Here is a 25,509-nt window from a genome sequence, read left to right as displayed (position 1 = left end):
ACGGTTGCTTGATAAATGTGAAGGCATCGTCATCAGGACAACTAATTATAGTGAAACAAATAAGATTGTTACTTTATATACCCGTGAATGGGGAAAAGTTGGTGTGATGGCACGAGGAGCGAAAAAGCCGAACAGCAGACTTGCTGCTGTCACCCAGCTTTTTACATACGGGAATTTCTTAGTTCAGCGTGGAAGCGGTTTGGGTACCCTGCAGCAGGGGGACATGATTTCATCTATGCGGTCCATTAAAGAAGATATTTTTCTGACTGCATATGCAAGCTATATTGTCGATTTGACTGATAAAAGCATTGAGGATAAGAAGCCCAACCCATTTTTGTTCGAATTGCTGTATCAAACCCTAAATTTAATAAACGAAGGATATGACCCGGAAATTCTTACAAACATTTATGAAATGAAAATGCTGAATGCTCTGGGTTTATATCCAGTACTTGATCAATGTTCTGTCTGCGGAAGCACTGACGGGCATTTTGCATTTTCTATCCGCGAAAACGGGCTTATTTGTCACCGCTGCCTTGATAAGGATCCTTATCATTATAAAGTGTCCCAGGCGACAATTAAGCTTCTTCGCCTGTTTTACTTTTTTGACTTGTCCCGGCTCGGCAATATCTCTGTCAAACCAGAAACCAAAGCTGAATTGAAAAAGATTATTTCTGCCTATTATGAAGAGTATTCAGGCTTAAACTTGAAGACAAAGAAGTTTCTGAATCAAATGGCTAAGTTTAATGATTTAATGTAATGCGTTTCTTTATAGGCGAAGCGCATTGGCTTTTGTTATTATTGACAATTTAAATCCATTCCGCTATGATTCAAATTAATAAAATAAAATTGCTGTGAAGGAGAAGAGTACTTAACCTTTTCTAATTAAAGCGAACCCGGGATAGTGGGAGCCGGGCATGGATGGTTAAGGAAGGGCGCTCCAGAGCAATATTGTCTATCGACAACTAAAGAGGCTGTGGTCAAAATCGCAGCAAATAGGGTGGAACCGCGGGTAAACTCTCGTCCCTATGCCATTGGGCATAGAGACGGGAGTTTTTTATGTTCACAGAAAAGCGGTGGGTAGACAGCTGTTAAGTTCATAAAGCTATAATTTATACAATAAGAAAGAGGTGTCCTATGAATATTCAAAACATGATATTAACACTTCAAAAACATTGGTCTGAACAGGGTTGTATCTTGATGCAGGCTTATGATACTGAAAAAGGGGCCGGAACAATGAGCCCGTATACTTTTTTAAGAGCGATTGGACCAGAGCCGTGGAATGTTGCTTATGTGGAGCCTTCACGCCGTCCTGCCGATGGGCGTTATGGTGAGAATCCAAACCGGCTTTATCAGCATCATCAATTTCAGGTGATCATGAAGCCGTCGCCGGATAATATTCAGGAGCTGTATCTTGATTCATTAAAAGCATTGGGCATTGATCCGCTTGAACATGATATCCGGTTTGTAGAAGATAACTGGGAAAATCCTTCTCTGGGCTGTGCAGGCTTAGGATGGGAAGTTTGGCTTGATGGTATGGAAATAACGCAGTTCACATATTTCCAGCAGGTAGGCGGATTGGAATGTAAGCCTGTGTCAGTTGAGATTACCTACGGAATTGAAAGGCTTGCATCCTACATTCAGGACAAGGAAAATGTCTTTGACCTTGAATGGACTGACGGGTTTACGGTTAGAGATATCTTCCTGCAGCCTGAGTTCGAGCATTCGAAATACACATTTGAAACATCAGATCAGGAAATGCTCTTCAATTTGTTCAATATTTATGAAAAAGAAGCACATAGACAAATGGATGAAGGCCTAGTACACCCGGCATATGACTATGTATTAAAATGCTCTCATACCTTTAATTTGCTTGATGCAAGGGGAGCGATCTCTGTTACAGAAAGAACCGGCTATATCGCCCGATGCCGAAATCTGGCCAGAAAAGTAGCCAAAACTTTTTATGAAGAGAGAGAAAAACTCGGTTTCCCAATATTAAAGGATAAGGAGGAAGAATCTCATGAATAAGAAAGATCTTCTGCTGGAAATTGGACTTGAAGAAATGCCTGCCAGATTTGTCACTAATTCAATGAATCAGCTTTCAGATAAAGTGAACTCATGGCTTTTGGAAAAGAAAATATCTTTTGACGAGATCAGCGCTTTCTCTTCTCCACGCCGTTTGGCTGTTCTTGTAACGGGAGTAGATACCGCCCAGGAGGACATAAATGAGGAAGCGAAAGGACCTGCAAAAAAAATTGCCTTAACCGAGGATGGAGAATGGTCAAAAGCTGCGGTTGGATTCAGCCGGGGCCAGGGAGCTTCTGTTGAAGATATATTCTTTAAAGAAATTAATGGGGTTGAATATGCCCATGTCAGCAAATTTATAAAAGGAAAGGAAACAGCAGCACTGCTGCCGGAACTCCAGCAGATTGTCACCTCGTTATCATTCCCGAAAAATATGCGCTGGGCAAACCAGGAGCTGCGCTTTATCAGGCCGATCAAATGGCTTATGGCATTATTCGGAAATGAAGTCATTCCTTTTGCAATTACAAACGTTCATACTTCTAACCTTACAAGGGGCCACCGCTTTCTGGGCGAAGAGATTGAAATTAACAATCCTTCTGATTATGAAAAGTCCCTGCTGGCGCAATATGTGATAACTAATCCGCAGGAAAGAAAAAGTGCAATTCTATCACAATTGCAAAAAATAGAAGAAGAAAATGACTGGGTGATCCCTGTAGATGAAGATTTATTGGAAGAAGTAAATAATCTGGTTGAGTATCCAACAGCATTATATGGCCAGTTTGAAGAAGAATACCTGGAGCTTCCGGAAGAGGTTTTAATTACATCGATGAAGGAGCATCAGCGTTATTTTCCGGTAAAGTCCAAAGAGGGCAGGCTGCTTCCTTACTTTGTTACTGTCCGAAATGGATCCCATGAACATTTGGAGAAAGTGGCTAAAGGAAATGAGAAAGTATTGCGGGCAAGACTTTCTGATGCAGCTTTCTTCTACAGGGAGGACCAAAAAACGGATATCGCGGCATCACTGGAAAAACTTAAGAACATTGTTTATCATGAAGAAATTGGAACTCTTGCTGAAAAGGTGGAACGTGTTCGCCAGCTGGCAGCTAATTTGAGTGAAAATCTTCATTTCAGCGATGAGGCAAAGGCAGTGACAGACCGGGCTGCTGAAATCAGCAAGTTCGACCTTGTTTCGCACATGGTTTATGAATTTCCAGAGCTGCAAGGCTTTATGGGTGAAAAATATGCCCTGCAAAAAGGTGAAAAGGAAGCTGTGGCGCGTGCAATTAATGAACATTATATGCCGCGCAATGCAGAGGACCAGACGCCTGCAAGTGATGCTGGTGCAGTGCTGTCCATTGCTGAAAAGCTCGACACAATTGTGTCTTCCTTTGCAATAGGGATTATTCCAAGCGGCTCCCAGGATCCATATGCCTTAAGAAGACAGGCAACGGGTGTTATCCAGACTTTACTGGCAAAAAATTGGGATTTAAAACTCGAAGAATTAATTGCATTATCTTCTGAGACTGTTCTTAATTCGAAGATTGGAAAGAAATCAAAGGGTGAATTGATGCAGGAACTGGTTTCATTCTTTAAATTAAGAATCAAATATATGCTGCAGGAGAAGACAGTTCGTTATGACTTAATTGAAGCCGTTTTGGGCAGTGAAATCGGTTCAGTGCCTTCACTTGTAAAAAGAGCTGAAGTATTGGAGTCCCATAAGGATGCTGCAGGTTTCAAGGAAAGCATTGAAGCTCTTAGCCGAGTTATCAACATTGCTTCTAAAGCAGAGGATAAAGGGGATATAGACAGCAGCTTATTTGAAAATGTTTACGAAAAATCTCTTTTCAACAAATATTTATCAGTGAACGAGGAATTAAGAAAAGAGGTAGCAGAAGAAGCTGCCTTTAACCTGCTAATTAGCCTGAAACCAGAAATTGATCAATACTTCGAGCATACTATGGTTATGGATGAAAAGCAGGAAATTCGCAGCAATAGGCTGCACCAGATGGCAAATTTGGCTGATTTGATTAAGAAGTTTGCAAATATGAACGAAATTATTGTTAAATAACGAGCTTAAATTTTGCGTTTTTTGCTGGAATAGGATTAAATTTTAAGAAAGAAGACAGCAGCTTTAGCTGTCAGGAAAGAGCCTGTTATATTGCTGACGGGCTCTTTCATATTTTGGACATATTGGGCGAAGTAAAGAGAACTATATAGGAAACACATCTTTTCATTTATGACAAATAGTATATAATAATTATATAAAAGTATAACATTATTATAATGGGAAATGAGTGCCATTAGCATACCCTGTTCAGAATAGGTGGTGAGGAAGATCGAATTAAATAAAAGGCAGGAAAAGATCATAGAAATCGTAAAGGAAAACGGGCCGATCACTGGTGAGAGTATAGCGGAACAGCTTAACTTAACCAGGGCAACACTAAGGCCGGATCTGGCTATATTAACGATGGCAGGCTATTTGGATGCCCGTCCGCGTGTAGGATATTTTTATACAGGAAAAACCGGGGCACAGCTGTTGACAGAAAACCTTCAGAAGCTTTATGTAAGAGATTATCAATCCATTCCTGTAGTCGTTAATGAGAATGTATCGGTATATGATGCAATTGTGACTATGTTTCTGGAAGATGTCGGCACGCTATTTGTAGTGGACCAGAGTTCACTGCTTGTAGGGGTTTTGTCAAGGAAGGATTTGCTTAGGGCTAGTATTGGCAAGCAGGAGCTTAATTCTATCCCTGTTAATATCATTATGACAAGAATGCCTAATATTACGATGTGTGAAAAAGATGATTTGCTCATAGAAGTTGCTAAAAAGCTGATTGAAAAGCAAATCGATGCCCTTCCTGTTGTAAAAAAGACAGAGAAAGGGTTCGAAGTAAACGGCCGGATAACCAAAACAAACCTGACAAAAGCATTCTTGGCCCTGGCCGGCGAAAAGTAGCAAAGTAAGAAGGAGATGGTGTTGAAGAATGGAAAAATTGCCGATCATCTACGTCGTTTCGGACTCAGTGGGAGAAACGGCCGAACTTGTAACAAAAGCTGCCACAAGCCAGTTTAATGGCAGTGATATATCTATTAAGCGCTTCCCATATGTTGAAGAAAAAATACATATTGATGAAGTCATTTCGCTGGCAAAACTGGATAATGGCATGATAGCCTATACAATGGTTAAGCCGGATATGAGGAAGTATATTAACCAGAGGTCTGCAGAAGAAGGAATATATGCTTTTGATATCGTTGGCCCTTTAATGGATCAAATCCAAAGAGCCTGCGGCATTACCCCTCTTTTTGAACCTGGACTGGTCAGAAAGCTTGATGAGGATTATTTTAAAAAGATTGAGGCTATCGAGTTCGCTGTTAAATATGATGATGGCCGAGACCCTCGTGGGATATTAAAAGCGGATATAGTGTTAATAGGCGTTTCAAGGACATCAAAAACACCTCTTTCTCAATATCTGGCACATAAGCGCCTTAAAGTGGCTAACGTTCCCCTTGTTCCTGAAGTCGATCCTCCAGAAGAGCTGTTTCTTGTCCCGCCTGATAAGTGCTTCGGCCTGAAAATCAGTCCTGAGAAATTAAACTTTATCCGGAGAGAACGTCTAATATCGCTAGGTTTAAGCGATAATGCCAGCTATGCTAATATAGAGAGAATCAAAGAAGAAATAGGTTACTTTGAAAAGATTGTATCTAAAATTAAATGCCCGGTTATAGATGTCACGAATAAGGCAGTAGAAGAAACAGCCAATATGATTCTAAATCAATACCGTAAAAGCTTTCCGAAAAGCTAGCACATAAATTTTTTATGTGCCTTTTCTTTTTTATACTAGGCATTTAGGCTGTTTAGCTTAGGGTAGAATAGGGAGCGGGAGACTCCTCTGGAACCCCGAAATAAAGCTCTATTCTAAGGATGGCTTTTTTCAGGGGAAAACCTGTAAATTAAATTATATTCATCCCAGATAAATTAATGGCAAAATAGAGATTAATGTACTATAATAAAAAATTGTGATAAAAATGTCCCTGAATAGGTTTAGAGTTCATTGCGAAGGAATAAACTATTTATTGTGGCATGTCAAGTTTTCGACCAAGAAAAAATTCGACATATCTCACAATGCAAAAGTTATTCATGCAAAGAAGGATTATGCGGAGTGATGTAGAATTATTAGAACATCAGGCAAACCGAACATTATAGTAGATGCTGATTCCTGTCCCGTTAAAGAAGAAATTGTCGAAATAGCCAATTCCTTTACGTTGGACGCAGTATTTGTTGCTTCTTATGCCCATATGAAAAATGACCTAAATGGGGCTGTCTGGAAATTCGTTGACAGCAGTAAGGAAGCTGCTGATTTATTCATAATGAATTATGTGAAATCAGGAGATGTAGTTGTAACTCAAGATATTGGATTGGCATCAACTCTTTTGCTCAATGGTGTTTATGTCCTTTCTCCCAGGGGAATTTTATTTGAGGAAAATGAAATTCGGACCGCGCTTGAAATGAGGCACCTTTCAGCGAAAGCGCGAAGAAGAGGAGTTTATGGGAAAGGCCCAAAACCATACAGCCGAGAGGACAGATCCAGGTTTGTGCAGCAATTGACAAAAATTTTGTCGAATCTTGAAGGAATTCAGTAACGTTTATCGAATACCTGAGTAAGTAATGGAGTTGTTCATATGGCAGAACGGATCGCCGAGGAGAAAGTAAATGAGATTCGGCAGGCTGTAGATATTGTTGATGTCATTGGCGACTATATTCAATTAAACAAGCAAGGACGCAACTATTTTGGGCTTTGTCCTTTTCATGGCGAAAATACTCCTTCCTTTTCTGTATCGCCCGAAAAGCAAATCTATCATTGCTTTGGATGCGGAGCGGGAGGCAATGCCTTTTCTTTCTTAATGGAATTAGAAGGATATTCCTTTCAGGAAGCAGCCTTGAAACTCGCTGAAAAAGGAAATGTCAAGCTTGAAATTGATGCGGCATCTGCAGCATCAGCAAAATCAATGCCTGTAGATTTACAGCAGATGATGGAAGCTCATGAGCTTCTACGTAAATTTTATCACCATCTGCTCGTAAACACAAAAGATGGTCAGCATGCACTTGAATATTTGCTTAATAGAGGCTTTACAATGGAATCGATTGAGAAATTTCAAATCGGCTATTCATTGAAGTCCTGGGATTTTGTTTTCAAGTTCCTTACTAAAAGAAAATTCCCGGCAGATGTTATGGAAAGGGCAGGACTGATTATCAAAAGGGAGAAAGATGGGAACTATTTTGACCGCTTCAGAGATAGAATCATGTTCCCGATTTTTGACCGCAGCGGAAATACGATTGCTTTTTCGGGAAGATCACTTGGGGACGATGAGCCCAAATATTTAAATAGCCCTGAAACTGTAATCTTCAATAAAAGCAAAACTTTATATAATTTTCATTTGGCGAGACCACAGATTAAAAAATTGCAGAGGGCCGTTCTTTTTGAAGGGTTTGCAGATGTAATCGCTGCTGATCGTGCTGGTGTCGGCAATGGCGTTGGTACGATGGGCACCGCTTTAACTGAAGAACATGTTGCTTCTTTAAGAAGAAATGTTCAATCAATCACGATCTGTTATGATTCCGATAATGCAGGTATTGAAGCCGCATACCGGGCAGCAAATCTGCTAATGGAAGCAGGATGCCAGATCAGAGTGGCGCTCATGCCTGACGGATATGATCCGGATGATTATATTAATGAGTTCGGAGAAGAAAAATTTCGTCATGATGTAATCGAGTCCAGCATAACCTTTATGGCATTTAAGATGCTTTATCTCCGCAGGGGGAAAAGGCTTCAAAATGAAGGAGATCGTCTCCTTTATATCGAAGAGGTATTAAAGGAGATCAGCCAGCTGGATAAAGCGGTCGAAAGAGATCATTATCTGCGCCAGCTTGCGAATGAATTCTCACTTTCTCTGGAAGCCTTGAAAGAGCAGCAAAAACAGGTCTATTATACGGAGAAGCGAAGGAACACCCATAAAGGGAAAGGTGCTTTCGAACCTCAAAAAAGGCTTCAAACACCAAAAAGGGCTGACAGTCTTAAACCCGCCTACCATACAGCGGAGAGAAGGCTAATCGCCCACATGCTCAGGAATAGTGACATAGCATTTAAAGTTCAGGATATGCTTCAGGGAAATACATTTAACATCGATGAACACCAGGCAATTATTACCTATCTTTTAGGTTTCTACGAAAAAGGCCATACGCCTGATCCGAGTGCATTTATAAATTTTATAAAAGATGAAAAGCTTAAGCGAATTGTGGTGGATATAGAAATGATGTCCATTAACGATGAAATAAGCGAACAGGAATTATCAGATTATCTTAAACAGGTGTTGAATTATCAAAAGATGTTAAAAATAAAGGAAAAACTAAATGAAGAAAAAGAAGCAGAACGACAAAAGGATTATGCTAAAGCGGCTTTAATCGCAATGGAGATCCTTCATTTGCGAAAGTCACTATAAGAAGGCCTTGTGCCTCAAATAAATGTTTCTGGGGATTAGGCGTCTCCTAAGGAATAGTCCCATTTGCAAGATGTATTAAGAATGTGTTTGATTTTTGGAAGGAGGGGGACATATGGCTGAAAAGTCGGCCCGTTCAAAAGAGGTTGATACAGAGTTGACCCTTGAACAAGTGAAAGATCAATTAGTTGAAATAGGAAAAAAGACAGGTGTCCTTGCCTATGATGATATAGCAGAAAGATTGTCTCAATTTGAAGTCGATTCCCACCAGATGGATGAATTCTATGAATTCCTCGGAGATCAGGGTGTTGAATTAGTCGGAGACAATGAAAATGAAGATCCAAATGTTCAGGAGCTTGCAAAAAATGAAGAGGAATTTGACCTTAATGATTTAAGTGTCCCTCCGGGTGTGAAAATTAATGATCCTGTCCGTATGTATCTAAAAGAGATTGGACGTGTTGATTTACTCTCTGCAGAGGAAGAAATCGCACTTGCCAATCGAATTGAGGAAGGCGATGAAGAAGCAAAAAGACGTCTCGCAGAAGCTAACCTCCGATTGGTTGTAAGTATTGCTAAAAGGTATGTGGGACGCGGAATGCTATTCCTTGACCTTATTCAGGAAGGAAATATGGGACTGATAAAAGCGGTTGAAAAATTCGACTACCGCAAAGGATTTAAGTTCAGTACGTATGCAACATGGTGGATCCGCCAGGCCATCACAAGAGCAATTGCTGACCAGGCCCGTACAATTCGTATTCCTGTCCATATGGTTGAAACCATCAATAAGTTGATCCGTGTCCAGCGTCAGCTTCTTCAGGATCTTGGCCGCGAACCAACACCAGAAGAAATTGCTGAAGATATGGATTTAACTCCAGATAAAGTAAGAGAAATTCTTAAGATTGCACAGGAACCTGTTTCATTAGAAACACCTATTGGTGAGGAGGATGACTCTCACTTAGGTGACTTTATTGAAGATCAGGATGCCACTTCTCCATCAGAGCATGCGGCATATGAACTCCTTAAGGAACAGCTTGAAGATGTTCTTGACACACTTACTGACCGGGAAGAAAATGTTCTTCGTCTTCGATTCGGACTGGACGACGGCCGAACCAGGACTTTAGAAGAAGTTGGCAAGGTATTTGGCGTTACCCGGGAGCGTATACGTCAAATTGAAGCCAAAGCCTTAAGAAAACTGCGTCATCCCAGCAGAAGCAAGCGTTTAAAAGACTTCTTAGAATAAAAAAGAATTGCCAGTGGATAGTTTACTTCTTAAAATGGAAGTAAACTATTTTTTTTTGACTGGATGTGCTTTGGTTGGATGAAAACAGAAAAAAGGTCATTGTTAACGAACTTCTGTATTGGAAGAAAAGCCGAATGCTCCCTGATCGATATTGTGACTACCTGCTGGCTCTTTATACGGAAGGAAGTCAGCCGAAGGAAATAAAAAAGCATAAAAGTGTAATGGGTCTGTATCTGGCCAATCTTATTTTCTTGCTGCTTATTCCAATTTCTGCTTTATTAATTTATTTTACTGAATTGTCTATTATTTTGCAAACTGCCATTTTGTTTCTTTTTATTTTCACGTGTATATTCTTTGTTTTTTATTTTTTCAGGAAAGCAAAATTAATGCATATTCCCATCATATCAGCAGCATTGAATTTACTGATGGGATCTGTTGCACTAGTATCAGAGGTATATCGCGAAAACCAGAAAGCTCTCTATGCTGCCCTAGTAATTAATTGTGTTCTTTGGCTGTTTGCGGGTTTGAAATTGAAGTTTCAATATTTATGGATTTCCGGGGCGCTAGGATGCTTTTTAATAGTTATTTCTATATTCGTATAATAAAATATTTTAAAAAGTTTTTAAATGTTGAGAAAACTCTTGCATCCCTTATATAATAGTAATGAAAGCGTATACAACAACTTTTGTGTTTAAGGGGGATGTAAATGAATTTTGATTTGACGGCCGAACAGAATATGATCTATAAAACCATAAGGGAATTTGCTCAGGAAGAAGTGGCACCGGGGGCTTTGGAAAGAGACCGTACAAAAGAATTCCCGATAGAAGTTTTTAAAAAAATGGCGGATCTTGGTTTAATGGGACTTCCTTTCCCTGAAGAATATGGTGGGGCAGGGGCAGATACTGTAAGTTTCGCTATTGTAACAGAAGAATTGAGCAGAGCGTGCGCTTCTACCGGAATCACTTACTCGGCGCATATTTCTCTTGGCGGAGCACCGCTTTATTTATTTGGAACTGAAGAGCAGAAGCAAAAATATCTGGTGCCAATTTGTACAGGTGAGTCGTTTGGAGCTTTCGGTCTGACAGAACCAAATGCAGGCTCTGATGCAGGCGGTACAAGAACAACAGCCGTAGAAAAAGATGGAGAATATATCATTAACGGAAATAAGTGTTTCATTACAAATGCAAGCTATGCTAAGCATTTAGCATTGACTGCTGTCACCGGTGAAAAGGATGGCAAAAAAGAAATAAGCGCAATTATTGTTCCAACGGATGCAGAAGGATTTACTGTGATCGATAATTACGAAAAGATGGGACTCAATGCATCAAATACTACTGAACTTGTCCTTGAAGACGTACGCGTTCCGACTGAGCACTTGCTCGGCAAAAAAGGAGAGGGCTTTAAACAATTTTTAATTACTTTGGATGGAGGGCGTATTGGAATTGGAGCCATGGCTCTGGGAATAGCGCAGGCTGCCTATGACAAGGCACTCCAGTATGCAAAGGAACGTAAGCAGTTTGGCCGTTCATTATCAGATTTTCAGGCTATTCAATTTAAACTTGCAGATATGGCAATGAAAATTGAACTGGCAAGGAATATGGTTTACAAAGCTGCATGGCTGAAAGACCAGGGCAGACCTTTCGCAAAAGAAGCATCCATGTGCAAGCTCTATGCTTCTGAAATCTGTATGGAAATCGCTGATCAGGCCGTCCAAATCCACGGAGGATACGGATATATGAAAGACTACCATGTAGAACGCTACATGAGAGACGGAAAGCTCACAGAAATAGGTGAAGGTACCTCAGAAGTACAAAGAATGGTCATTGCACGCCTTATTGGGTGCTAAATTTATTATGAATCCAATAATAGGAAGGACAAAAACTCCACCCTCAGGATGGAGTTTTTGTCCATTTTATGAACAAGATTTGACAAAGTTTACAATAGGGCTTTTCCTTCTGACTTTTTTAAAGTAAAATAGAGATTGTTTGTATACTTACTTAAACTGAATGTGCTTACATAAGGGAGGTTAAATCATGAATCGCAATCCAATCATTCCATTTGTGTTAATTATGGTTTTTGGTGTGGTAGCAATGTTCCTTGTTTCTTTTAAAGGTCTTGGCGATATGGAAGAGCTTGCTAAAGAACAGGAAGGCGGCGGTGCTGAAACTGAAGAAACTGCAGCTGCAACCCCTGAAGAAATTTATCAGAAGAGCTGTATCGGATGTCACGGTGACCAGTATCAAGGTGGAGTTGGTCCTGCTCTAACAGGTGTAGGCGATCGTTTATCACAAGATGATATCGCAAATATCGTAGTAAACGGTAAAGGCTCAATGCCTCCAGGATTAGTGCCTCAAGACAAAGCTGCCGAAATGGCTGAATGGTTAGCAGGCCTTAAGTAATACCTATAATGAAAGTCCTTTGCATATGTAAAGGACTTTTTTTATACTATAAGAAAGGCTATCGCAAATTACGATAGCTTTTTTTAGCTTTTCTCTCAGGAGGAGCAGATAGGCAGGCGCTCTGCGCTTGTTACAATACATATATAAGTGGTGACAGAATGAATACAGAGAAATTATCAAATCGGCTTGAAGCTGTAACAAATTATATCCCCCCTGGTTCACGAGTGGCTGATATAGGCTCAGACCATGCGTATTTGCCCTGCTACGCAGTAAAGAAAGGCATTGTCCCTTTTGCTATTGCTGGTGAAGTGGTGGAAGGGCCGTTTCAATCAGCCAAAAAACAGGTGAAAATGGAAGGGCTTGAAAATCAGATTTCTGTAAGAAAAGGCAGCGGCCTTGAAGTAATTGGGCCAGGCGAAGTAGACTGTATAACCATTGCGGGCATGGGAGGCGCTTTAATTGCGAGCATTCTTGAAGATGGGAAGAGCAAGCTTGCTGCTATAAAGAGGCTTATCCTCCAGCCGAATTTAAGTGCCATCTCGATTAGAACCTGGCTGATTGCTAACGGCTGGGAGCTAATCGCTGAAGAAATTCTCGAAGAAGACGGAAAGATTTATGAAATCCTTGCAGCTGAAAAAGGAGAGCCTTTGAAACCATACAAGAATAAAGAACAAGGTTTGCTGATGGGCCCTTTTCTAATGGAGCAAAAATCCGAAGTATTTCGAACCAAGTGGATTGGTGAAAAGAAAAATTGGGAGAGAATCCTTTTGCAGCTCGATAAGGCTGCATACTCCAGCGAAACAGAAAAGAGAAAACAGGAGCTGAAGGAGAAAATCAAAATGGCAGAGGAGGTACTAAAACAGTGAAAAAAATAAATGGACATGAGATTATCCAATTATTTGAGCAGTTCTCCCCAAAAGGATATGCGATGGAAGGAGACAAAATCGGCCTCCAGATCGGCAGGCTTAACACCCCCGTTGAAAATGTCATGATTGCCCTTGATGTGCTGGAAGAAGTCGTTGATGAGGCAATTGAAAAGAAGGTACAGCTGATTATTGCTCATCATCCGTTAATCTACAGGCCGCTGCAAAAAATTTCAACGGATACTCCATCCGGAAGAATTATTGAAAAGCTTATCAAACATGATATAGCCGTATATGCAGCACATACCAATTTGGATATCGCCAAAGGCGGGGTCAATGATATGCTTGCTGATGCACTGAAGCTGACCAATACAGAAGTTTTATATCCAACATATGAAACTGAATTGAAAAAGCTCGCTGTGTTTGTACCTGAAGAAAATGCTGAATCACTAAGGCAAGCGCTTGGAAACGCAGGGGCAGGTTCAATTGGCAATTACAGTCATTGTTCGTTCGCCTCCCGTGGAACAGGGCGGTTTAAGCCTAATGGGGAGGCCAATCCGCATATCGGCCAGCAGGGTAAGCTTGAGACTGTTGAAGAAGTCTGCATTGAGACCATTTATCCTGAACATATAGAAAAGAAAGTGCTGTCGGCCATGTTCAAAAACCATCCTTATGAAGAAGTTGCTTATGATATTTATAAGCTTGAAAACAAGGGGGAAGTTCTTGGGCTTGGAAAAATTGGAGAAATCAGCGAGATGACTCTAAAGGAATTTGCAGAGCATGTAAAACATACACTTGAAGTGGATGGAGTCCGGGTAGTAGGTGACCTCTCATCCAAAATCAGGAAAGTTGCTGTCCTGGGCGGAGATGGAAATAAATACTTCATGTCAGCAAAGATGAAGGGGGCTGATGTATATGTTACAGGTGACATGTATTATCATGTGGCACATGATGCCATGATGATGGGCCTCAATATTGTTGATCCGGGACATAATGTGGAAAAAATAATGAAAAAGGGAGTTGCCCAAAAATTAGTACAGATGTGTTCTGGAAAAGGGTATAGCGTATCCATTTTTCCTTCTGAAATTCATACGGATCCATTTAAGTTTGTTTGACTAAAAAAGAACCGGTCTCCTATAGGGACCGGTCTTTTTGATTATAGCTTTGCAGGCTTCTTCACTTTAGGAAGTATCTTATTTAATGGCACTTTTTTCTCGCGTGACCATGTGGATTCATCAATGGGATTAAATTGTTCCAGGAACGTGATGACTTCCTTTGTGATCGGTGTCGGTGTAGAGGCTCCTGCAGTGACTGCAACTGTCGTTGCATCTTTTAGCCAATTCACATCCAGTTCAGTTATATCAGCAATGCGGTAGGCTTTTGTACCGGCAATTTCTTCTGATACCTGTGCAAGACGATTGGAGTTATTGCTCTTTGGGTCCCCCACGACGATTAAAACGTCAGCCTGGCCAGCTTGTTCCGCAACAGCTTCCTGGCGCACCTGGGTAGCCATGCAGATTTCTTTGTGGAACTCTGCGTGAGGATATTTTTCCTTTATCTGATCCATAACATGTACGACATCCCATTGGCTCATTGTTGTCTGATTAGTCACCAGTATTTTATCAGCCTGTATGCTAAGTTCATTTACATCCTCAATGGTCTGCACTAAATGGACTGCTTGAGGAGCTACACCTACTGCACCTTCAGGTTCTGGATGGCCTTTTTTGCCAATGTAAATGATTTGAAAACCTTCCTTTTCCTTCTCTCTGATTAAATCATGTGTTCTTGTTACGTCAGGGCACGTAGCATCGATTGTCACAAGGCCTTTTTGTTTGGCTGCTTCACGCACTTCAGGTGAGATGCCATGTGCTGTAAAAATGACAGTGCCTTTATCGACTTTATCTAAGATTTCTTTGCGGTCTTTCCCATCAAGTGTAATAATGCCTTCCTCTTCAAAAGCATCTGTTACATGTTTGTTATGAACGATCATACCCAAAATATAGATGGGTCTTGGCAATGACGGATCAAGTGCAGCGTTTCTGGCAATAACCATTGCATCCACCACACCGTAACAATACCCCCGAGGAGAGATTTTTATGACATTCATCTGCTTATCCTCCCTAATGAAAGCTTATATCTGAATTGAAGTGAGTTCTATTTCTAATGCGGAAAAATCCCATATTGCATTTCTATTATATAAGAGATAAACCGATATTACAAAAGGAGTAATTCTTCTTAATAAAAAGCAAAAAAAGAATGCCTCAGCATCCTTTTCTTTAAATATATAATTTAGGTTTGGAAATACCTTCTGCTGAAGATGATTTAACGGCTGGCTTTTCAGAGACAGGTGCCTTTTTGGTTTTTTTGCTCTGGGAATCTGGTTTCTTTTTTTCTGCTTTCGTCTGATTGGATTCCTCTTTAGGTTCAGAAGCGGTCTCATCAGCTTCAGGGGCATCTTTCAAACCTCTATAAAGTTTCCACATAGCAGGAAGATTCCTGACCAGCGGACCATACTGCTGAACCATTGGTCCAATTTGCTGTGCGGTATTTAGAACCTTTTGAGTGTTTGTTAAAAAGCCGTTTATGGAAGAAGGGTTGCTTATTGCCTGCAATATGCCTCCACCTGCGGGGGAGCCTCCTGCTGCTCTTGCTCCCCCCATTCCGGCTGCAGGCTGTGCATTGCCTTTTCCCAATATTTTTGAAAGCAATCCTCCCCTGCCTCCACCGCGTTTCATTCCCGGAGGACCGCTTATCATTGGCCCCATAGGAGGTCTTCCCTGCATCGGTGTCATAAAAGGATAGGGAGGCATTCCTCCGCGCATAGGGGGTCTTGATCCTGGCATCATATCTATTGGCCTCCTTTCTTTGCACATTTCTGCTTCTTAATAAAATTTCATATAATAAAGTATGCGTTTATCCCATTTTGGTTTAGGCATAAAGCAGAAGAAACCAATTTATTTATTAAAATCGCCCAAAAAGCTTATCATAAAAATATAAATGCCTGTATGAGTGGTTATTTGCAGGAAACTTTATTATAATAACAGGATGTAGGAAAAGCTCGGAACCAGCAAGTTGCAGTTGATACTAGTAGATCTTACTTCACTAATATATGTTTCGGATGCTGCCTGAACTGAGGCGAATCTGAATAATTGAGGGGTTTTTATATGAACGAAACGAAATTTGACCGATTTAATTTGAAGCCTTTTATTATAGAAGCGGTTAAGGATTTTGGCTTTTTCGAGCCGACAGAAATTCAGGAAAGAATGATTCCTGCAGTACTGAAGGGTGAAAGCGCCATTGGCCAGTCGCAGACAGGTACAGGAAAAACTCATTCATACGTACTGCCTATTCTTCAAAAAGTTGATCCATCCCGCCAGGAGGTTCAGGCCATTATTACTGCACCGACACGTGAGCTGGCCAACCAGATTTATCATGAAATTCTTAAAGTAACAGAGCATTGTCCAGAAGGAGAAGAGATAACTGCCCGCTGCTATATCGGCGGAACAGATAAGCAGAGAACGATTGAAAAACTGAAAAGACAGCCTCATGTGGTTGTAGGGACTCCTGGAAGAATTAATGACCTTGTAAAGGAACAGGCGCTATTTGTGCATACTGCAGAAATTCTTATTGTGGATGAAGCTGATTTAATGCTTGATATGGGATTTATTGAGGATGTTGATCAGATTGCAGCAAGGATGCCGGAAAAGCTTCAGATGCTTGTGTTCTCAGCTACCATTCCGGAGAAGCTAAAGCCTTTCCTGAAGAAATATATGGAAAATCCGAAATATGTTCACGTTGAGCCTAAGCAGGCAGCAGCAGCTAATATTGAGCACTGGCTTTTGCCGTCCAGACATCGAAACAAAGTGGAACTTGTCTACCAAGCATTGACTTCGCTTAATCCTTACTTAGCCATTGTTTTTACCAACACCAAGAAAAAGGCAGATGAAGTGGCAGACGGATTAATCAGCAAAGGTCTAAAAGTCGGGCGGATTCACGGAGACCTTAACCCTCGTGAGCGAAAGAAAATGATGAAGCAGATTCTCGACCTTGAGTTTCAATATATTGTGGCAACAGACCTGGCAGCCCGGGGCATTGACATACAGGGAATCAGCCATGTAATCAACTATGAACTTCCGACAGATCTTGATTTTTATATACACCGGGTTGGCCGGACAGCGCGTGCAGGATTCTCGGGAATTGCTGTGACGGTGTATGAGACTTCCGATGAAGATGCATTAAACAGACTTGAAAAAATGGGATTGGAATTCCAGCACAAAGATCTGCAAAAAGGTGAATGGACAGACCTGGATAATCGCAATAAGCGAAAAACAAGACAGAAACAAACAGATGACATTGATAAAAAAGCTGCATCACTAGTGAAAAAACCAAAAAAAGTAAAACCAGGATATAAAAAGAAAATGAAATGGGAAATGGATAAAATTAAAAAACGCGAAAGAAGAATAAAGCGCAAATAAATTTTTGCAAGACTTTTGACCTGCTAACTCGTCTTAACCACTGAGTTGGTTGGGAGCTGATGGGATTTGATTCTTGAAAAGTTAATTCAAGGAAGCTTAGTCAAAGTCCTGCGGGAGGAGAGGGAGTGAGAGACCCTGCAGTCGAATCCGAGAAGGCTCTCATTCCTCCGGAAATCAAAATGCACGCAGTGGAAATCAACGGGCATGGTTTATAAGTAAAACAAATTTTTAAAAGAAATATTAAAGGGAGAGGTATCGTCATGCTGAAAATTGGATCACATGTGTCCATGAGCGGAAAAAAAATGCTTTTAGCAGCAAGTGAAGAAGCTGTTTCATATGGCTCCAATACATTTATGATCTATACAGGAGCCCCGCAAAACACAAGAAGAAAAAAAATCGAAGATCTGAACATTGAGGCCGGGCTGAAGCATATGGCAGAGCACGGGATTGCTGATATCGTTGTACATGCTCCTTATATTATCAATATCGGGAATACTTCAAACCCTTCAACATTTGAATTAGGCGTTAATTTCCTTCGCTCTGAAATCGACCGCACCGAAGCGATTGGTGCTAAGCAGATTGTTCTTCATCCAGGTGCACATGTAGGAGCTGGAACAGAGGCCGGCATCAAACAAATCGTGGAGGGCTTGAATGAAGTCTTAAATGGCGAAGAAAATGTGCAGATCGCACTAGAAACCATGGCCGGAAAAGGTTCGGAGTGCGGGAAATCCTTTGAAGAGCTGGCTATGATTATAGAGGGAGTCAATTATAACAACCATTTATCTGTATGCTTTGATACTTGTCATACGCATGATGCAGGATATGATATTGTAAATGATTTCGATGGTGTATTGGAAGAATTCGATAAGATTATTGGGCTTGACCGCCTGAAAGTGCTCCATATTAATGACAGTAAGAATGAGCGCGGAATGCGTAAAGACCGTCATGCGAATATCGGATTTGGCCACATTGGCTTCAGTGCGTTAAACTACATTGTTCATCATCCTCAATTACAGGATATCCCTAAAATTCTGGAGACTCCTTATGTTGGCGAAGATAAAAACAATAAAAAAGCGCCTTATAAGCAAGAAATTAATATGCTGCGCAGCCAGGAATTCAATGAAAATCTACTAGAAGCCATTACGGCTGGATAACTATAATAAAAAGCTGTGCCCGAGACTGCACAGCTTTTTGCATGAGTAATTAAGTATTATAAGCCAAGTCCTATTTTGTAAATTGCAAAAACAGCCTGTTTACTTCCCTTGCAGTTTCCGGACCCGCAATCCTGGCAATTTCTTTTATTATTTTTGTCCGTTCCCGATCATCAAAGATGTTTACTTGCTTTCCTCTCAAATGGTCTGCAATTTTCTGAGCCTGCGCTTTTGTAATTCTGATGTTGAACTGCTCTCCATATTTTAATAATTCATCTGCTGTAATATTGCTTAGTTTGTGATTAATGATGTTTTCGAATATTTTCATGTTCATCACTCCTCCTCAGTACTTTATGAGTTAAGAATATGAATAGTGACAATAAGTTTTGAAATTCCAATAAATAAGCATGTACCTTTACTTTGAATGCAGGTTCCTGTATACTGTGTTAGTAAATCGTAATGATTCTTAATATGTAAGGTGATAAAAATGGCACAGCCAATTATTGAAATAGATCATGTTTCTTATAGATATGAGAAAGACAATGTCCTGGAGGATATTAATCTGACTATTAATTCAGGAGATTTCCTTGGAATCGTCGGGCCAAATGGTTCGGGAAAATCAACCCTGCTAAAGCTTATCCTGAATTTGCTTAAAGTGCAGAAGGGGAGCGTCAAACTGTTTGGCAATGAAATAAGCCGCTTTAAGGATTGGCAGAACATTGGGTTTGTTTCTCAAAAGGCAAATTCATTTAACACAGGATTCCCGGCAACGGTCTTTGAAGTCGTTTCAAGCGGCCTTACAAAGAAGCTGGGGCTTTTTAAATTTATGGGCAAGGCCGATCAGGCAAAAGTTCTGCATGCTATTGAATCTGTTGGCATGCAAGAGTTTGCCGGACGCAATATAGGCGAGCTTTCAGGCGGGCAGCAGCAGCGGGTTTTCATTGCCCGGGCATTGGTAAGCGATCCAAAATTGCTAATATTGGATGAACCCACAGTAGGTGTAGATGTAAAAAATGTCCAGTCTTTCTACGAGATGCTTGATGATTTAAATAAGAAGCTTGGTATAACTCTATTGCTGGTTACACATGACATTGGCACAATTTCTGATAAAGTCACTCATGTGGCTTGCCTGAATAAGAATTTGCATTTCCATGGAAATACAGCAGAATTTGAAAGCTTAAATATAAATGAAATGTCAGAAATCTACGGGCATGATGTACATGTTCTGACACATAATCATGACCATCATCACCACGATAAAGGAGCAGGCAGATGATTGCAGGAATCCTTCAATATGAATTTTTACAAAATGCTTTTTTAACGGGAATCATCATCGGAATCATTGCTCCTCTACTGGGTGTGTTCATTGTTGTCAGGAGGCTGTCTTTAATTGCCGATGCTTTAAGTCATGTGACACTTGCTGGGATCGCTGCAAGCTTGCTGCTTGAAAAGAAATTTATCGGATTGAGCGGGTTGAATCCGTTATATATGGGGATGGCTTTTTCCGTAGCAGGGTCATTGTTTATTGAAAAACTGAGGGCTGTTTATAAACATTATCAGGAGCTTGCTATTCCTATTATTTTATCTGGAGGCATTGGGCTTGGAGTAATATTTATTTCACTCGCTGACGGGTTCAATACTGATTTATTCAGTTATCTCTTTGGCAGTGTCAGTGCGGTTAGCCGGCTGGATTTATGGACGATTTTAATCATCAGCGTGTTTGTTATTGTACTTGTGGTGCTGCTCTATAAAGAATTGTTTCTGCTGTCATTTGATGAAGAGCATGCCAAGGCATCTGGAATAGCTGCAAAAAGTGTCCACTTCATATTTATTGTCATGGTAGCTTTGGTCATAGCTGCTTCCATGAGAATAGTGGGTATTTTATTGGTTTCATCACTTATGACTTTGCCGGTTGCTGCCAGCATCAGAATCGCAAAAGGATTCAAACAGACGATTTTCCTGTCCATGCTTTTCGGTGAAATTTCAGTTTTAGGCGGGCTGACGATTTCCTACTATATAGATTTAGCTCCAGGCGGAACAATCGTCATGATTGCCGTGTTAATACTGATTGTGACAATCTTGTTTAAAAAAATTGCAGGCCTGAGGCCGGCATAATATAAAGGAATTCTATCCGAAGTTATTTCAGAGCAAACAATGAGGTGAAAGTATGAATGTTGATGAAGCCATGCAGCTTTTAAAGGATAAAGGCTATAAGCATACAGGGAAGAGGGAAGAAATGCTTCAGCTATTTGCTGATAGCGATAAATATTTAACGGCAAAAGATGTTCTGGAAAAAATGAAGGATAATTACCCTGGACTCAGCTTTGATACAATCTACAGAAACTTATCATTATTCGTGAACCTGGATATTTTTGAGATGACAGAGCTATCAGGGGAAAAACACTTCCGCTTTACTTGCTCACATGAACATCATCATCATCACTTTATATGTCTGGATTGCGGCAAAACGAAGGAAATCGAAGTCTGTCCCATGAAGCAGGTACAGGAAAATCTCAAGGGATATGATGTTTCTGGACATAAGTTCGAAATATATGGGAAGTGCCCGGAATGTTTTCAATAAATTAAATAAAAAAGAAGCATGGAGCTATTTATTATAGCCCCATGCTTCTTTTTGTAATCTAGGAAATAAAAAAATATAAAGATGTGAACTTTGTGGAGAAATAATAATCTGCATCCAGCTACAGCGCCTAGCCTCTTGGTTCATAAGCCAAATTACTCCAGAAATCAGAACAAGGAATGCTTCGGCAGCGATACATCGCCCGACCAAAGTAGCTTTGGGAGGTTTCCTGCGTGATTCGTCTTATGCCTGCCGGACTTGCGCAGGATGTGCTGGCTTCAAGGTTCGCCACAGGAGGTGGCGGTTTTTAGTTTGAGTTCATCTGATCAAGGCGCTACCGCTTTTGTTCCTGCAGCCAGTCTTCCACCCATGCATATGCTTCCTTCCAGTTTCTTACTCTAATGACGCCATTGGGAAGGGGTTCCTGGTTATAGGGTGTATCGAATAAGATGACAGGAATTCCACATGCCTCATGAATCATAACTGCATTATCATGTTTGTCTTCAAAAAATATATCCACTTCATATTTTTTTGCTGCTTCGATTTTATCATGGCTCCCGATCAGTTCAATATGATCGAACTCCAATGTGTTCTCTAGAAACCATTCCTCTGTTATTTGCTGAAGGTGAGAACCCCTGGCACTTATAAAATACAATTCATGCTTGCGTTTCCAGTTGGTCAAAGCTTCCTTTGCGCCTTTTGCAATGGGTGATTCTTTGTATATGATGGGCTCATTTTCATAAAACCAATCTGCAAATTGTTCTTCTGAAATCGTCACCAAAGGTGTTAAATCATATTGCTTAATATCATTTAAAGTAATATTCAGATTAAATGCTTCATTTAAATACGGAACCATGGCTTCAGGGCGCGTAACCGTTCCGTCTATATCAATGCCAAAACGCTTCTTCATCATTATGATCTCCTTTAATGCATATATCCCTTATCTTAACAAAAGTCCCGGCCTTGAAAAAGAGTGTTGCCTGAACAGGTATGAAAGTTAAACATTTACATCTTAAAAAGGGCTTATATCGCAAACACTATAAATGCTCCATTAAGCAATACTTTTTAGTAACACAGCAAAGGAAGCGAGGGATCATGATGGCAGACCAAGAGCGCAGTAATGAAGAGTATGACCTTCGATACAGTGAGCGGATTGGCGAAGCAGATCCAGATTATTCTGAAGAAGCTGCTGCAGAAATAGCAGCTCCAGGTATCTACGGCAGATCGCTGGATCGGGATGAGGAAAACGAAACAGCTGCAGTCCATGAAGATTATTCTGAAGAAGCTGCTGCAGAAATAGCAGCTCCAGGTGTCTACGGCAGATCGCTGGATCGGGATGAGGAAAACGAAACAGCTGCAATTCATGCAGATTATTCTGAGGAAACCTCTGCCGAAATAGCAGCGCCTGGTGTCTATAATAGATCAGCGAACAGGGATGAAGAAAATGAAACAGTTGCAGCCGGCAGAGGAGTCGGATATGCTGCCCTGGCACTTTCCATTTTATCTTTGTTTGTGCTGCCGGTTCTTTTTGGAGCAACAGGAATTGTCCTTGGTTTTATCGCACGCCGCAGGGGTTCAGAAAGCCTTGGGGGCTGGGCGATTGCAATAGGGGCTATATCCATTATTGTCGGTATGTTTATTCTGCCGTTTTTTTAGAAAAAGAAAAAAAAGCCTGGCTCCCAAAATTATTTGGTGCCAGGCTTTTTCTATTTCGGAAAGGGACAATATTGCCTTACGGCAGCAGGCTTTCTGCCTGTGCTTTTTCCTCTTCCTGTTTGGCAAAATACTCTTCAGCGATTTTGTCGATTTCAATCTTAAGTTCTTCAACCATTGTCTCTTCTGGAACTTTCCTTACAATCTGGCCTTTACGGAAAAGAAGCCCTTCACCGCGGGCACCTGCAATGCCGATATCAGCTTCCCTGGCTTCACCAGGCCCGTTAACGGCACAGCCTAATACAGCAACTTTAATTGGCGCTTTAATTTTTTGAATATAGTCTTCCACTTCATTTGCAATGCTGATTAAGTCAATCTCGATCCTTCCGCATGTTGGACAGGAAATTAATGTTGCTGCATTGGAAGATAACCCAAACACTTTAAGAAGTTCACGGGCAACCTTTACTTCTTCCACGGGATCTGCGCTAAGTGAAATTCTTAACGTATTTCCAATACCTTTGCTTAAGATTGCACCAAGTCCAGCGGCACTTTTTACAGTACCTGCAAAAAGTGTGCCTGATTCTGTTATACCTAAATGGAGAGGGTAGTCAAATGCTTGTGCTGCTTTCTCATAAGCCTCAATGGCCAAATTAACATCGGATGCTTTCATAGAAACGATGATGTCATGGAAATCAAGGTCTTCTAAAATTTTGATATGATGCAGGGCGCTTTCAACCATACCATCTGCAGTAGGATATCCATATTTCTCAAGGATTCTTTTTTCAAGAGAACCTGCATTTACACCAATGCGGATAGGGATGCCTTTTTCTTTTGCAGCCTTGACCACTGCTTCCACTTTTTCACGTTTACCAATATTTCCAGGATTAATTCGGATTTTATCTGCTCCGCCTTCGATTGCCTTCAATGCTAGCTTGTAGTCAAAGTGGATATCAACAACAAGCGGTATGTTAATTTGTCTTTTAATATCTGCTATGGCATTTGCAGCTCTTTCATCCGGGCAGGCAACACGCACGATTTGACATCCTGCTTCTTCCAGCCTTTTAATTTCAGCTACAGTCGCTTCAACGTCATGTGTTTTCGTAGTGGTCATACTCTGGATGAACAGCTCATTGCTTCCGCCAATTGTTAATGGCCCAACTTTAACAGGCCTTGTTTTAGTGCGATGTATAATTTCACTCAATGGAGATTCGCTCCTTTTTATCTTTTCATATAACAGCTGAGATGTATGCTGTTAGAGAAGGTTCCACTTTATTGTATCAATGAACCGCTGAAATTGACAAGAATGATGATTAGTTGTCCTGAGTATATTTTGGAAATTTATAGGTCGTCCCTGATTTAATGTCTTCAGGCTGCATTCCATTGTTTAATTCCGAGAAGTCTGACACAACCTGGTCTATGGCTACAGGAATGGGACCATCAAGGTTTAGTTCTATAATTGATAGAACTGTTTCTCCAGGATTGACCTTTTTTTCAAAATAGGGTTCACCTGTTTCTGTGGGGAGGGAACTTGCCTCCAATGCTTGCTTTTGTCCAGCGGGCAGTGTGCCATGATTAAGGTCATAAAAGATTACATATATAACTAGGATTGAAAGCAGTACTCCCGCAAGCTTCTTCATACTGGCCAAACCCCCTGCAAATAGCATGTTTACCCAATATGTATGCTTGTCCAAATATGATTAGACCAAAAAAAGTCCTCAATTTGTATTATTCTGCATTAATAACTGCTTTATTTATAAAATTACTCCTCTTTTTAATTGCAAAAATAAAAACGCGCCATTGGCACGTTTTTATTTAGAGCTATGAGATGGGACTTCCTTTATGGACAAGAGGAGGATGATAAGAGAAACAAACCAGTTAATAATCGCTCCGTTTTGCACTGCTGTCTGCAGGGCTGTCATGATAGTAAAGAAAATGGCTGGCAAAGTAATGCTGTAAGCAGACATGCGCCATAAATGACGATACTCCAATTTCTTGGCAAGAGCTTTTTTAATAAACAGACCTGCAAGTGCTAACAGGGAGATCTCGATAAATCGAATGCCCGCTGCAAAAATATAAATGACAATCGCTATTAAGGGAATAATAATCGGCATAAGCGATTCTGCAGATGCAAGGAAGTCTGATAAGTCATTTTTTGTTAGTGTGCCGCTTGTCAGTAATGTATATGGATATGTCTGTTCCTGTCCTTCGGCAAGTATGTAGACTTCATTTTTTAATAAGGCAATCGTATTGCCGCTTTCGGATAAAACAGAAGGGTCTACTGCTCCTGTCGAATCAATAATGATTGTAAAGTTATTTTTATTGAGGGTTACAGGTACTTCCTCCTCTGTGTGAAGCTGTCCTTCTGCAATTTCAAAATCCGGTAAATTACTGTCAATTGTTTCATCAATAGCATTTAAACCATTAATGATTGCCGAACCGGAATAAAACACGGTTGGCAGTGCTGATAGCAGGGTAAGGAAAAACACATACAAAATAGTCTTTCCTATGCCCTGATGACGAAATAAAGCGATATCTTTAGGAGAAAACAAGCTTTTATAAAACTGAAGAAAAATATTCATTTGGACACACCCTTTTTGAGATTCACTATTATATTTTAGCCAAATATCCAG

At 40.6% G+C, this 25,509-nt stretch carries 26 protein-coding genes and 1 other annotated feature; of the genes, 19 read left to right on the top strand and 7 right to left on the bottom strand.

Annotated features, from left to right (window positions below; all coding sequences use genetic code 11):
• Window positions 1-4 precede the first annotated feature (4 nt).
• The 13 genes from recO (at window position 5) to NR125_RS05545 (ending at window position 14,137) form a co-directional block, all read left to right on the top strand.
• Window positions 5-757 carry a DNA repair protein RecO gene (recO, locus tag NR125_RS05605; RefSeq protein ID WP_009332995.1) on the top strand — a complete coding sequence of 251 codons (753 nt, stop codon included), beginning with the start codon at window positions 5-7 and terminating at the stop codon, window positions 755-757.
• Between the two features lie 85 nt (window positions 758-842).
• Window positions 843-1,028: a binding site (T-box leader), on the top strand.
• A 106-nt stretch (window positions 1,029-1,134) separates the two neighbouring features.
• Entirely contained in the window at window positions 1,135-2,025 is an 891-nt protein-coding gene (gene glyQ / locus NR125_RS05600; protein WP_009332994.1) for a glycine--tRNA ligase subunit alpha, read from the top strand.
• Window positions 2,018-4,090, top strand: a complete 2,073-nt coding sequence (glyS, locus tag NR125_RS05595) for a glycine--tRNA ligase subunit beta (protein WP_009332993.1) — start codon at window positions 2,018-2,020, stop codon at window positions 4,088-4,090. The genes glyQ and glyS overlap by 8 nt, the downstream gene beginning before the upstream one ends.
• Window positions 4,091-4,345: 255 nt before the next feature.
• Window positions 4,346-4,981, top strand: coding sequence for a transcriptional regulator CcpN (gene ccpN, locus NR125_RS05590; RefSeq protein ID WP_009332992.1), 636 nt, complete (start codon window positions 4,346-4,348; stop codon window positions 4,979-4,981).
• 28 nt (window positions 4,982-5,009) lie between these two features.
• Window positions 5,010-5,828, top strand: a complete 819-nt coding sequence (locus NR125_RS05585; protein WP_009332991.1) for a pyruvate, water dikinase regulatory protein — start codon at window positions 5,010-5,012, stop codon at window positions 5,826-5,828.
• A gap of 370 nt (window positions 5,829-6,198) precedes the next feature.
• Window positions 6,199-6,666, top strand: coding sequence for a YaiI/YqxD family protein (locus NR125_RS05580; protein WP_026041796.1), 468 nt, complete (start codon window positions 6,199-6,201; stop codon window positions 6,664-6,666).
• A 39-nt stretch (window positions 6,667-6,705) separates the two neighbouring features.
• Window positions 6,706-8,523: a DNA primase gene (gene dnaG, locus NR125_RS05575; protein ID WP_009332989.1), complete on the top strand. Its 1,818-nt coding sequence runs from the start codon at window positions 6,706-6,708 to the stop codon at window positions 8,521-8,523.
• Between the two features lie 112 nt (window positions 8,524-8,635).
• Window positions 8,636-9,760: an RNA polymerase sigma factor RpoD gene (rpoD, locus tag NR125_RS05570; protein WP_009332988.1), complete on the top strand. Its 1,125-nt coding sequence runs from the start codon at window positions 8,636-8,638 to the stop codon at window positions 9,758-9,760.
• A gap of 74 nt (window positions 9,761-9,834) precedes the next feature.
• The gene (locus NR125_RS05565) at window positions 9,835-10,362 is read left to right on the top strand and encodes a hypothetical protein (protein WP_009332987.1); all 528 of its coding nucleotides are present in this window, start codon (window positions 9,835-9,837) and stop codon (window positions 10,360-10,362) included.
• Window positions 10,363-10,466: 104 nt separating this feature from the next.
• A complete protein-coding gene (locus tag NR125_RS05560; protein ID WP_009332986.1) occupies window positions 10,467-11,606 on the top strand; it encodes an acyl-CoA dehydrogenase in 1,140 nt (379 codons plus the stop codon).
• Window positions 11,607-11,793: 187 nt separating this feature from the next.
• Window positions 11,794-12,159 carry a cytochrome c550 gene (gene cccA, locus NR125_RS05555; RefSeq protein ID WP_009332985.1) on the top strand — a complete coding sequence of 122 codons (366 nt, stop codon included), beginning with the start codon at window positions 11,794-11,796 and terminating at the stop codon, window positions 12,157-12,159.
• Window positions 12,160-12,317: 158 nt separating this feature from the next.
• A complete protein-coding gene (locus NR125_RS05550; protein WP_009332984.1) occupies window positions 12,318-13,025 on the top strand; it encodes a tRNA (adenine(22)-N(1))-methyltransferase in 708 nt (235 codons plus the stop codon).
• Window positions 13,022-14,137 carry a Nif3-like dinuclear metal center hexameric protein gene (locus NR125_RS05545; protein ID WP_009332983.1) on the top strand — a complete coding sequence of 372 codons (1,116 nt, stop codon included), beginning with the start codon at window positions 13,022-13,024 and terminating at the stop codon, window positions 14,135-14,137. Before NR125_RS05550 ends, NR125_RS05545 begins: the two co-directional genes overlap by 4 nt.
• Window positions 14,138-14,178: 41 nt before the next feature.
• Here the strand turns inward: NR125_RS05545 and NR125_RS05540 are convergent, their stop codons facing one another.
• Together NR125_RS05540 and vrrA are read right to left on the bottom strand one after the other, a co-directional pair.
• A complete protein-coding gene (locus NR125_RS05540; protein ID WP_009332982.1) occupies window positions 14,179-15,129 on the bottom strand; it encodes a 4-hydroxy-3-methylbut-2-enyl diphosphate reductase in 951 nt (316 codons plus the stop codon).
• Window positions 15,130-15,298: 169 nt separating this feature from the next.
• Window positions 15,299-15,868, bottom strand: coding sequence for a VrrA/YqfQ family protein (gene vrrA, locus NR125_RS05535; protein ID WP_034296573.1), 570 nt, complete (start codon window positions 15,866-15,868; stop codon window positions 15,299-15,301).
• A 318-nt stretch (window positions 15,869-16,186) separates the two neighbouring features.
• Here vrrA and NR125_RS05530 point away from each other — a divergent pair, with 318 nt between their 5' ends.
• Both NR125_RS05530 and NR125_RS05525 read left to right on the top strand, forming a co-directional pair.
• Window positions 16,187-17,497 (top strand): DEAD/DEAH box helicase, encoded by a 1,311-nt coding sequence (locus NR125_RS05530; RefSeq protein ID WP_019382851.1) that lies wholly within the window; start codon window positions 16,187-16,189, stop codon window positions 17,495-17,497.
• Between the two features lie 260 nt (window positions 17,498-17,757).
• Window positions 17,758-18,651, top strand: a complete 894-nt coding sequence (locus NR125_RS05525) for a deoxyribonuclease IV (RefSeq protein ID WP_009332979.1) — start codon at window positions 17,758-17,760, stop codon at window positions 18,649-18,651.
• A gap of 70 nt (window positions 18,652-18,721) precedes the next feature.
• Here the strand turns inward: NR125_RS05525 and NR125_RS05520 are convergent, their stop codons facing one another.
• A complete protein-coding gene (locus NR125_RS05520) occupies window positions 18,722-18,976 on the bottom strand; it encodes a DUF2624 domain-containing protein (protein WP_019382849.1) in 255 nt (84 codons plus the stop codon).
• A 159-nt stretch (window positions 18,977-19,135) separates the two neighbouring features.
• On the opposite strand from NR125_RS05520, the gene NR125_RS05515 reads away from it, so the two are divergent.
• Genes NR125_RS05515 through zur form a run of 3 tightly spaced genes read left to right on the top strand, consistent with a single transcriptional unit; the run spans window position 19,136 to window position 21,229 of the window.
• Window positions 19,136-19,924: a metal ABC transporter ATP-binding protein gene (locus NR125_RS05515; RefSeq protein ID WP_071156950.1), complete on the top strand. Its 789-nt coding sequence runs from the start codon at window positions 19,136-19,138 to the stop codon at window positions 19,922-19,924.
• Window positions 19,921-20,763 carry a metal ABC transporter permease gene (locus tag NR125_RS05510; protein ID WP_256814794.1) on the top strand — a complete coding sequence of 281 codons (843 nt, stop codon included), beginning with the start codon at window positions 19,921-19,923 and terminating at the stop codon, window positions 20,761-20,763. The genes NR125_RS05515 and NR125_RS05510 overlap by 4 nt, the downstream gene beginning before the upstream one ends.
• Window positions 20,764-20,815: 52 nt before the next feature.
• Window positions 20,816-21,229, top strand: a complete 414-nt coding sequence (gene zur / locus NR125_RS05505; protein ID WP_009332975.1) for a zinc uptake transcriptional repressor Zur — start codon at window positions 20,816-20,818, stop codon at window positions 21,227-21,229.
• Window positions 21,230-21,560: 331 nt separating this feature from the next.
• Here the strand turns inward: zur and NR125_RS05500 are convergent, their stop codons facing one another.
• A complete protein-coding gene (locus tag NR125_RS05500) occupies window positions 21,561-22,136 on the bottom strand; it encodes a nucleotidase (protein ID WP_034296571.1) in 576 nt (191 codons plus the stop codon).
• 386 nt (window positions 22,137-22,522) lie between these two features.
• Between NR125_RS05500 and NR125_RS05495 the strand changes: the two genes are divergently transcribed.
• A complete protein-coding gene (locus NR125_RS05495; RefSeq protein WP_157380206.1) occupies window positions 22,523-22,882 on the top strand; it encodes a hypothetical protein in 360 nt (119 codons plus the stop codon).
• A gap of 76 nt (window positions 22,883-22,958) precedes the next feature.
• On the opposite strand, the gene ispG is transcribed toward NR125_RS05495, so the two are convergent.
• The 3 genes from ispG to NR125_RS05480 form a co-directional block, all read right to left on the bottom strand.
• The gene (ispG, locus tag NR125_RS05490) at window positions 22,959-24,071 is read right to left on the bottom strand and encodes a flavodoxin-dependent (E)-4-hydroxy-3-methylbut-2-enyl-diphosphate synthase (RefSeq protein ID WP_180321107.1); all 1,113 of its coding nucleotides are present in this window, start codon (window positions 24,069-24,071) and stop codon (window positions 22,959-22,961) included.
• Window positions 24,072-24,189: 118 nt separating this feature from the next.
• Window positions 24,190-24,516 (bottom strand): hypothetical protein, encoded by a 327-nt coding sequence (locus NR125_RS05485; protein WP_009332971.1) that lies wholly within the window; start codon window positions 24,514-24,516, stop codon window positions 24,190-24,192.
• Between the two features lie 171 nt (window positions 24,517-24,687).
• On the bottom strand, window positions 24,688-25,458 hold the full coding sequence (locus NR125_RS05480) for a DUF1189 domain-containing protein (RefSeq protein ID WP_019380398.1): 771 nt from the start codon (window positions 25,456-25,458) through the stop codon (window positions 24,688-24,690).
• Between the last annotated feature and the right edge of the window lie 51 nt (window positions 25,459-25,509).

The sequence above is a fragment of the Cytobacillus sp. Bac17 genome, assembly GCF_024519925.1.
GTDB lineage: Bacteria > Bacillota > Bacilli > Bacillales > Cytobacillaceae > Cytobacillus > Cytobacillus pseudoceanisediminis.
Note: the sequence above shows the minus strand (reverse complement) of the source record. Positions and strands in the feature narration are given on the sequence as shown.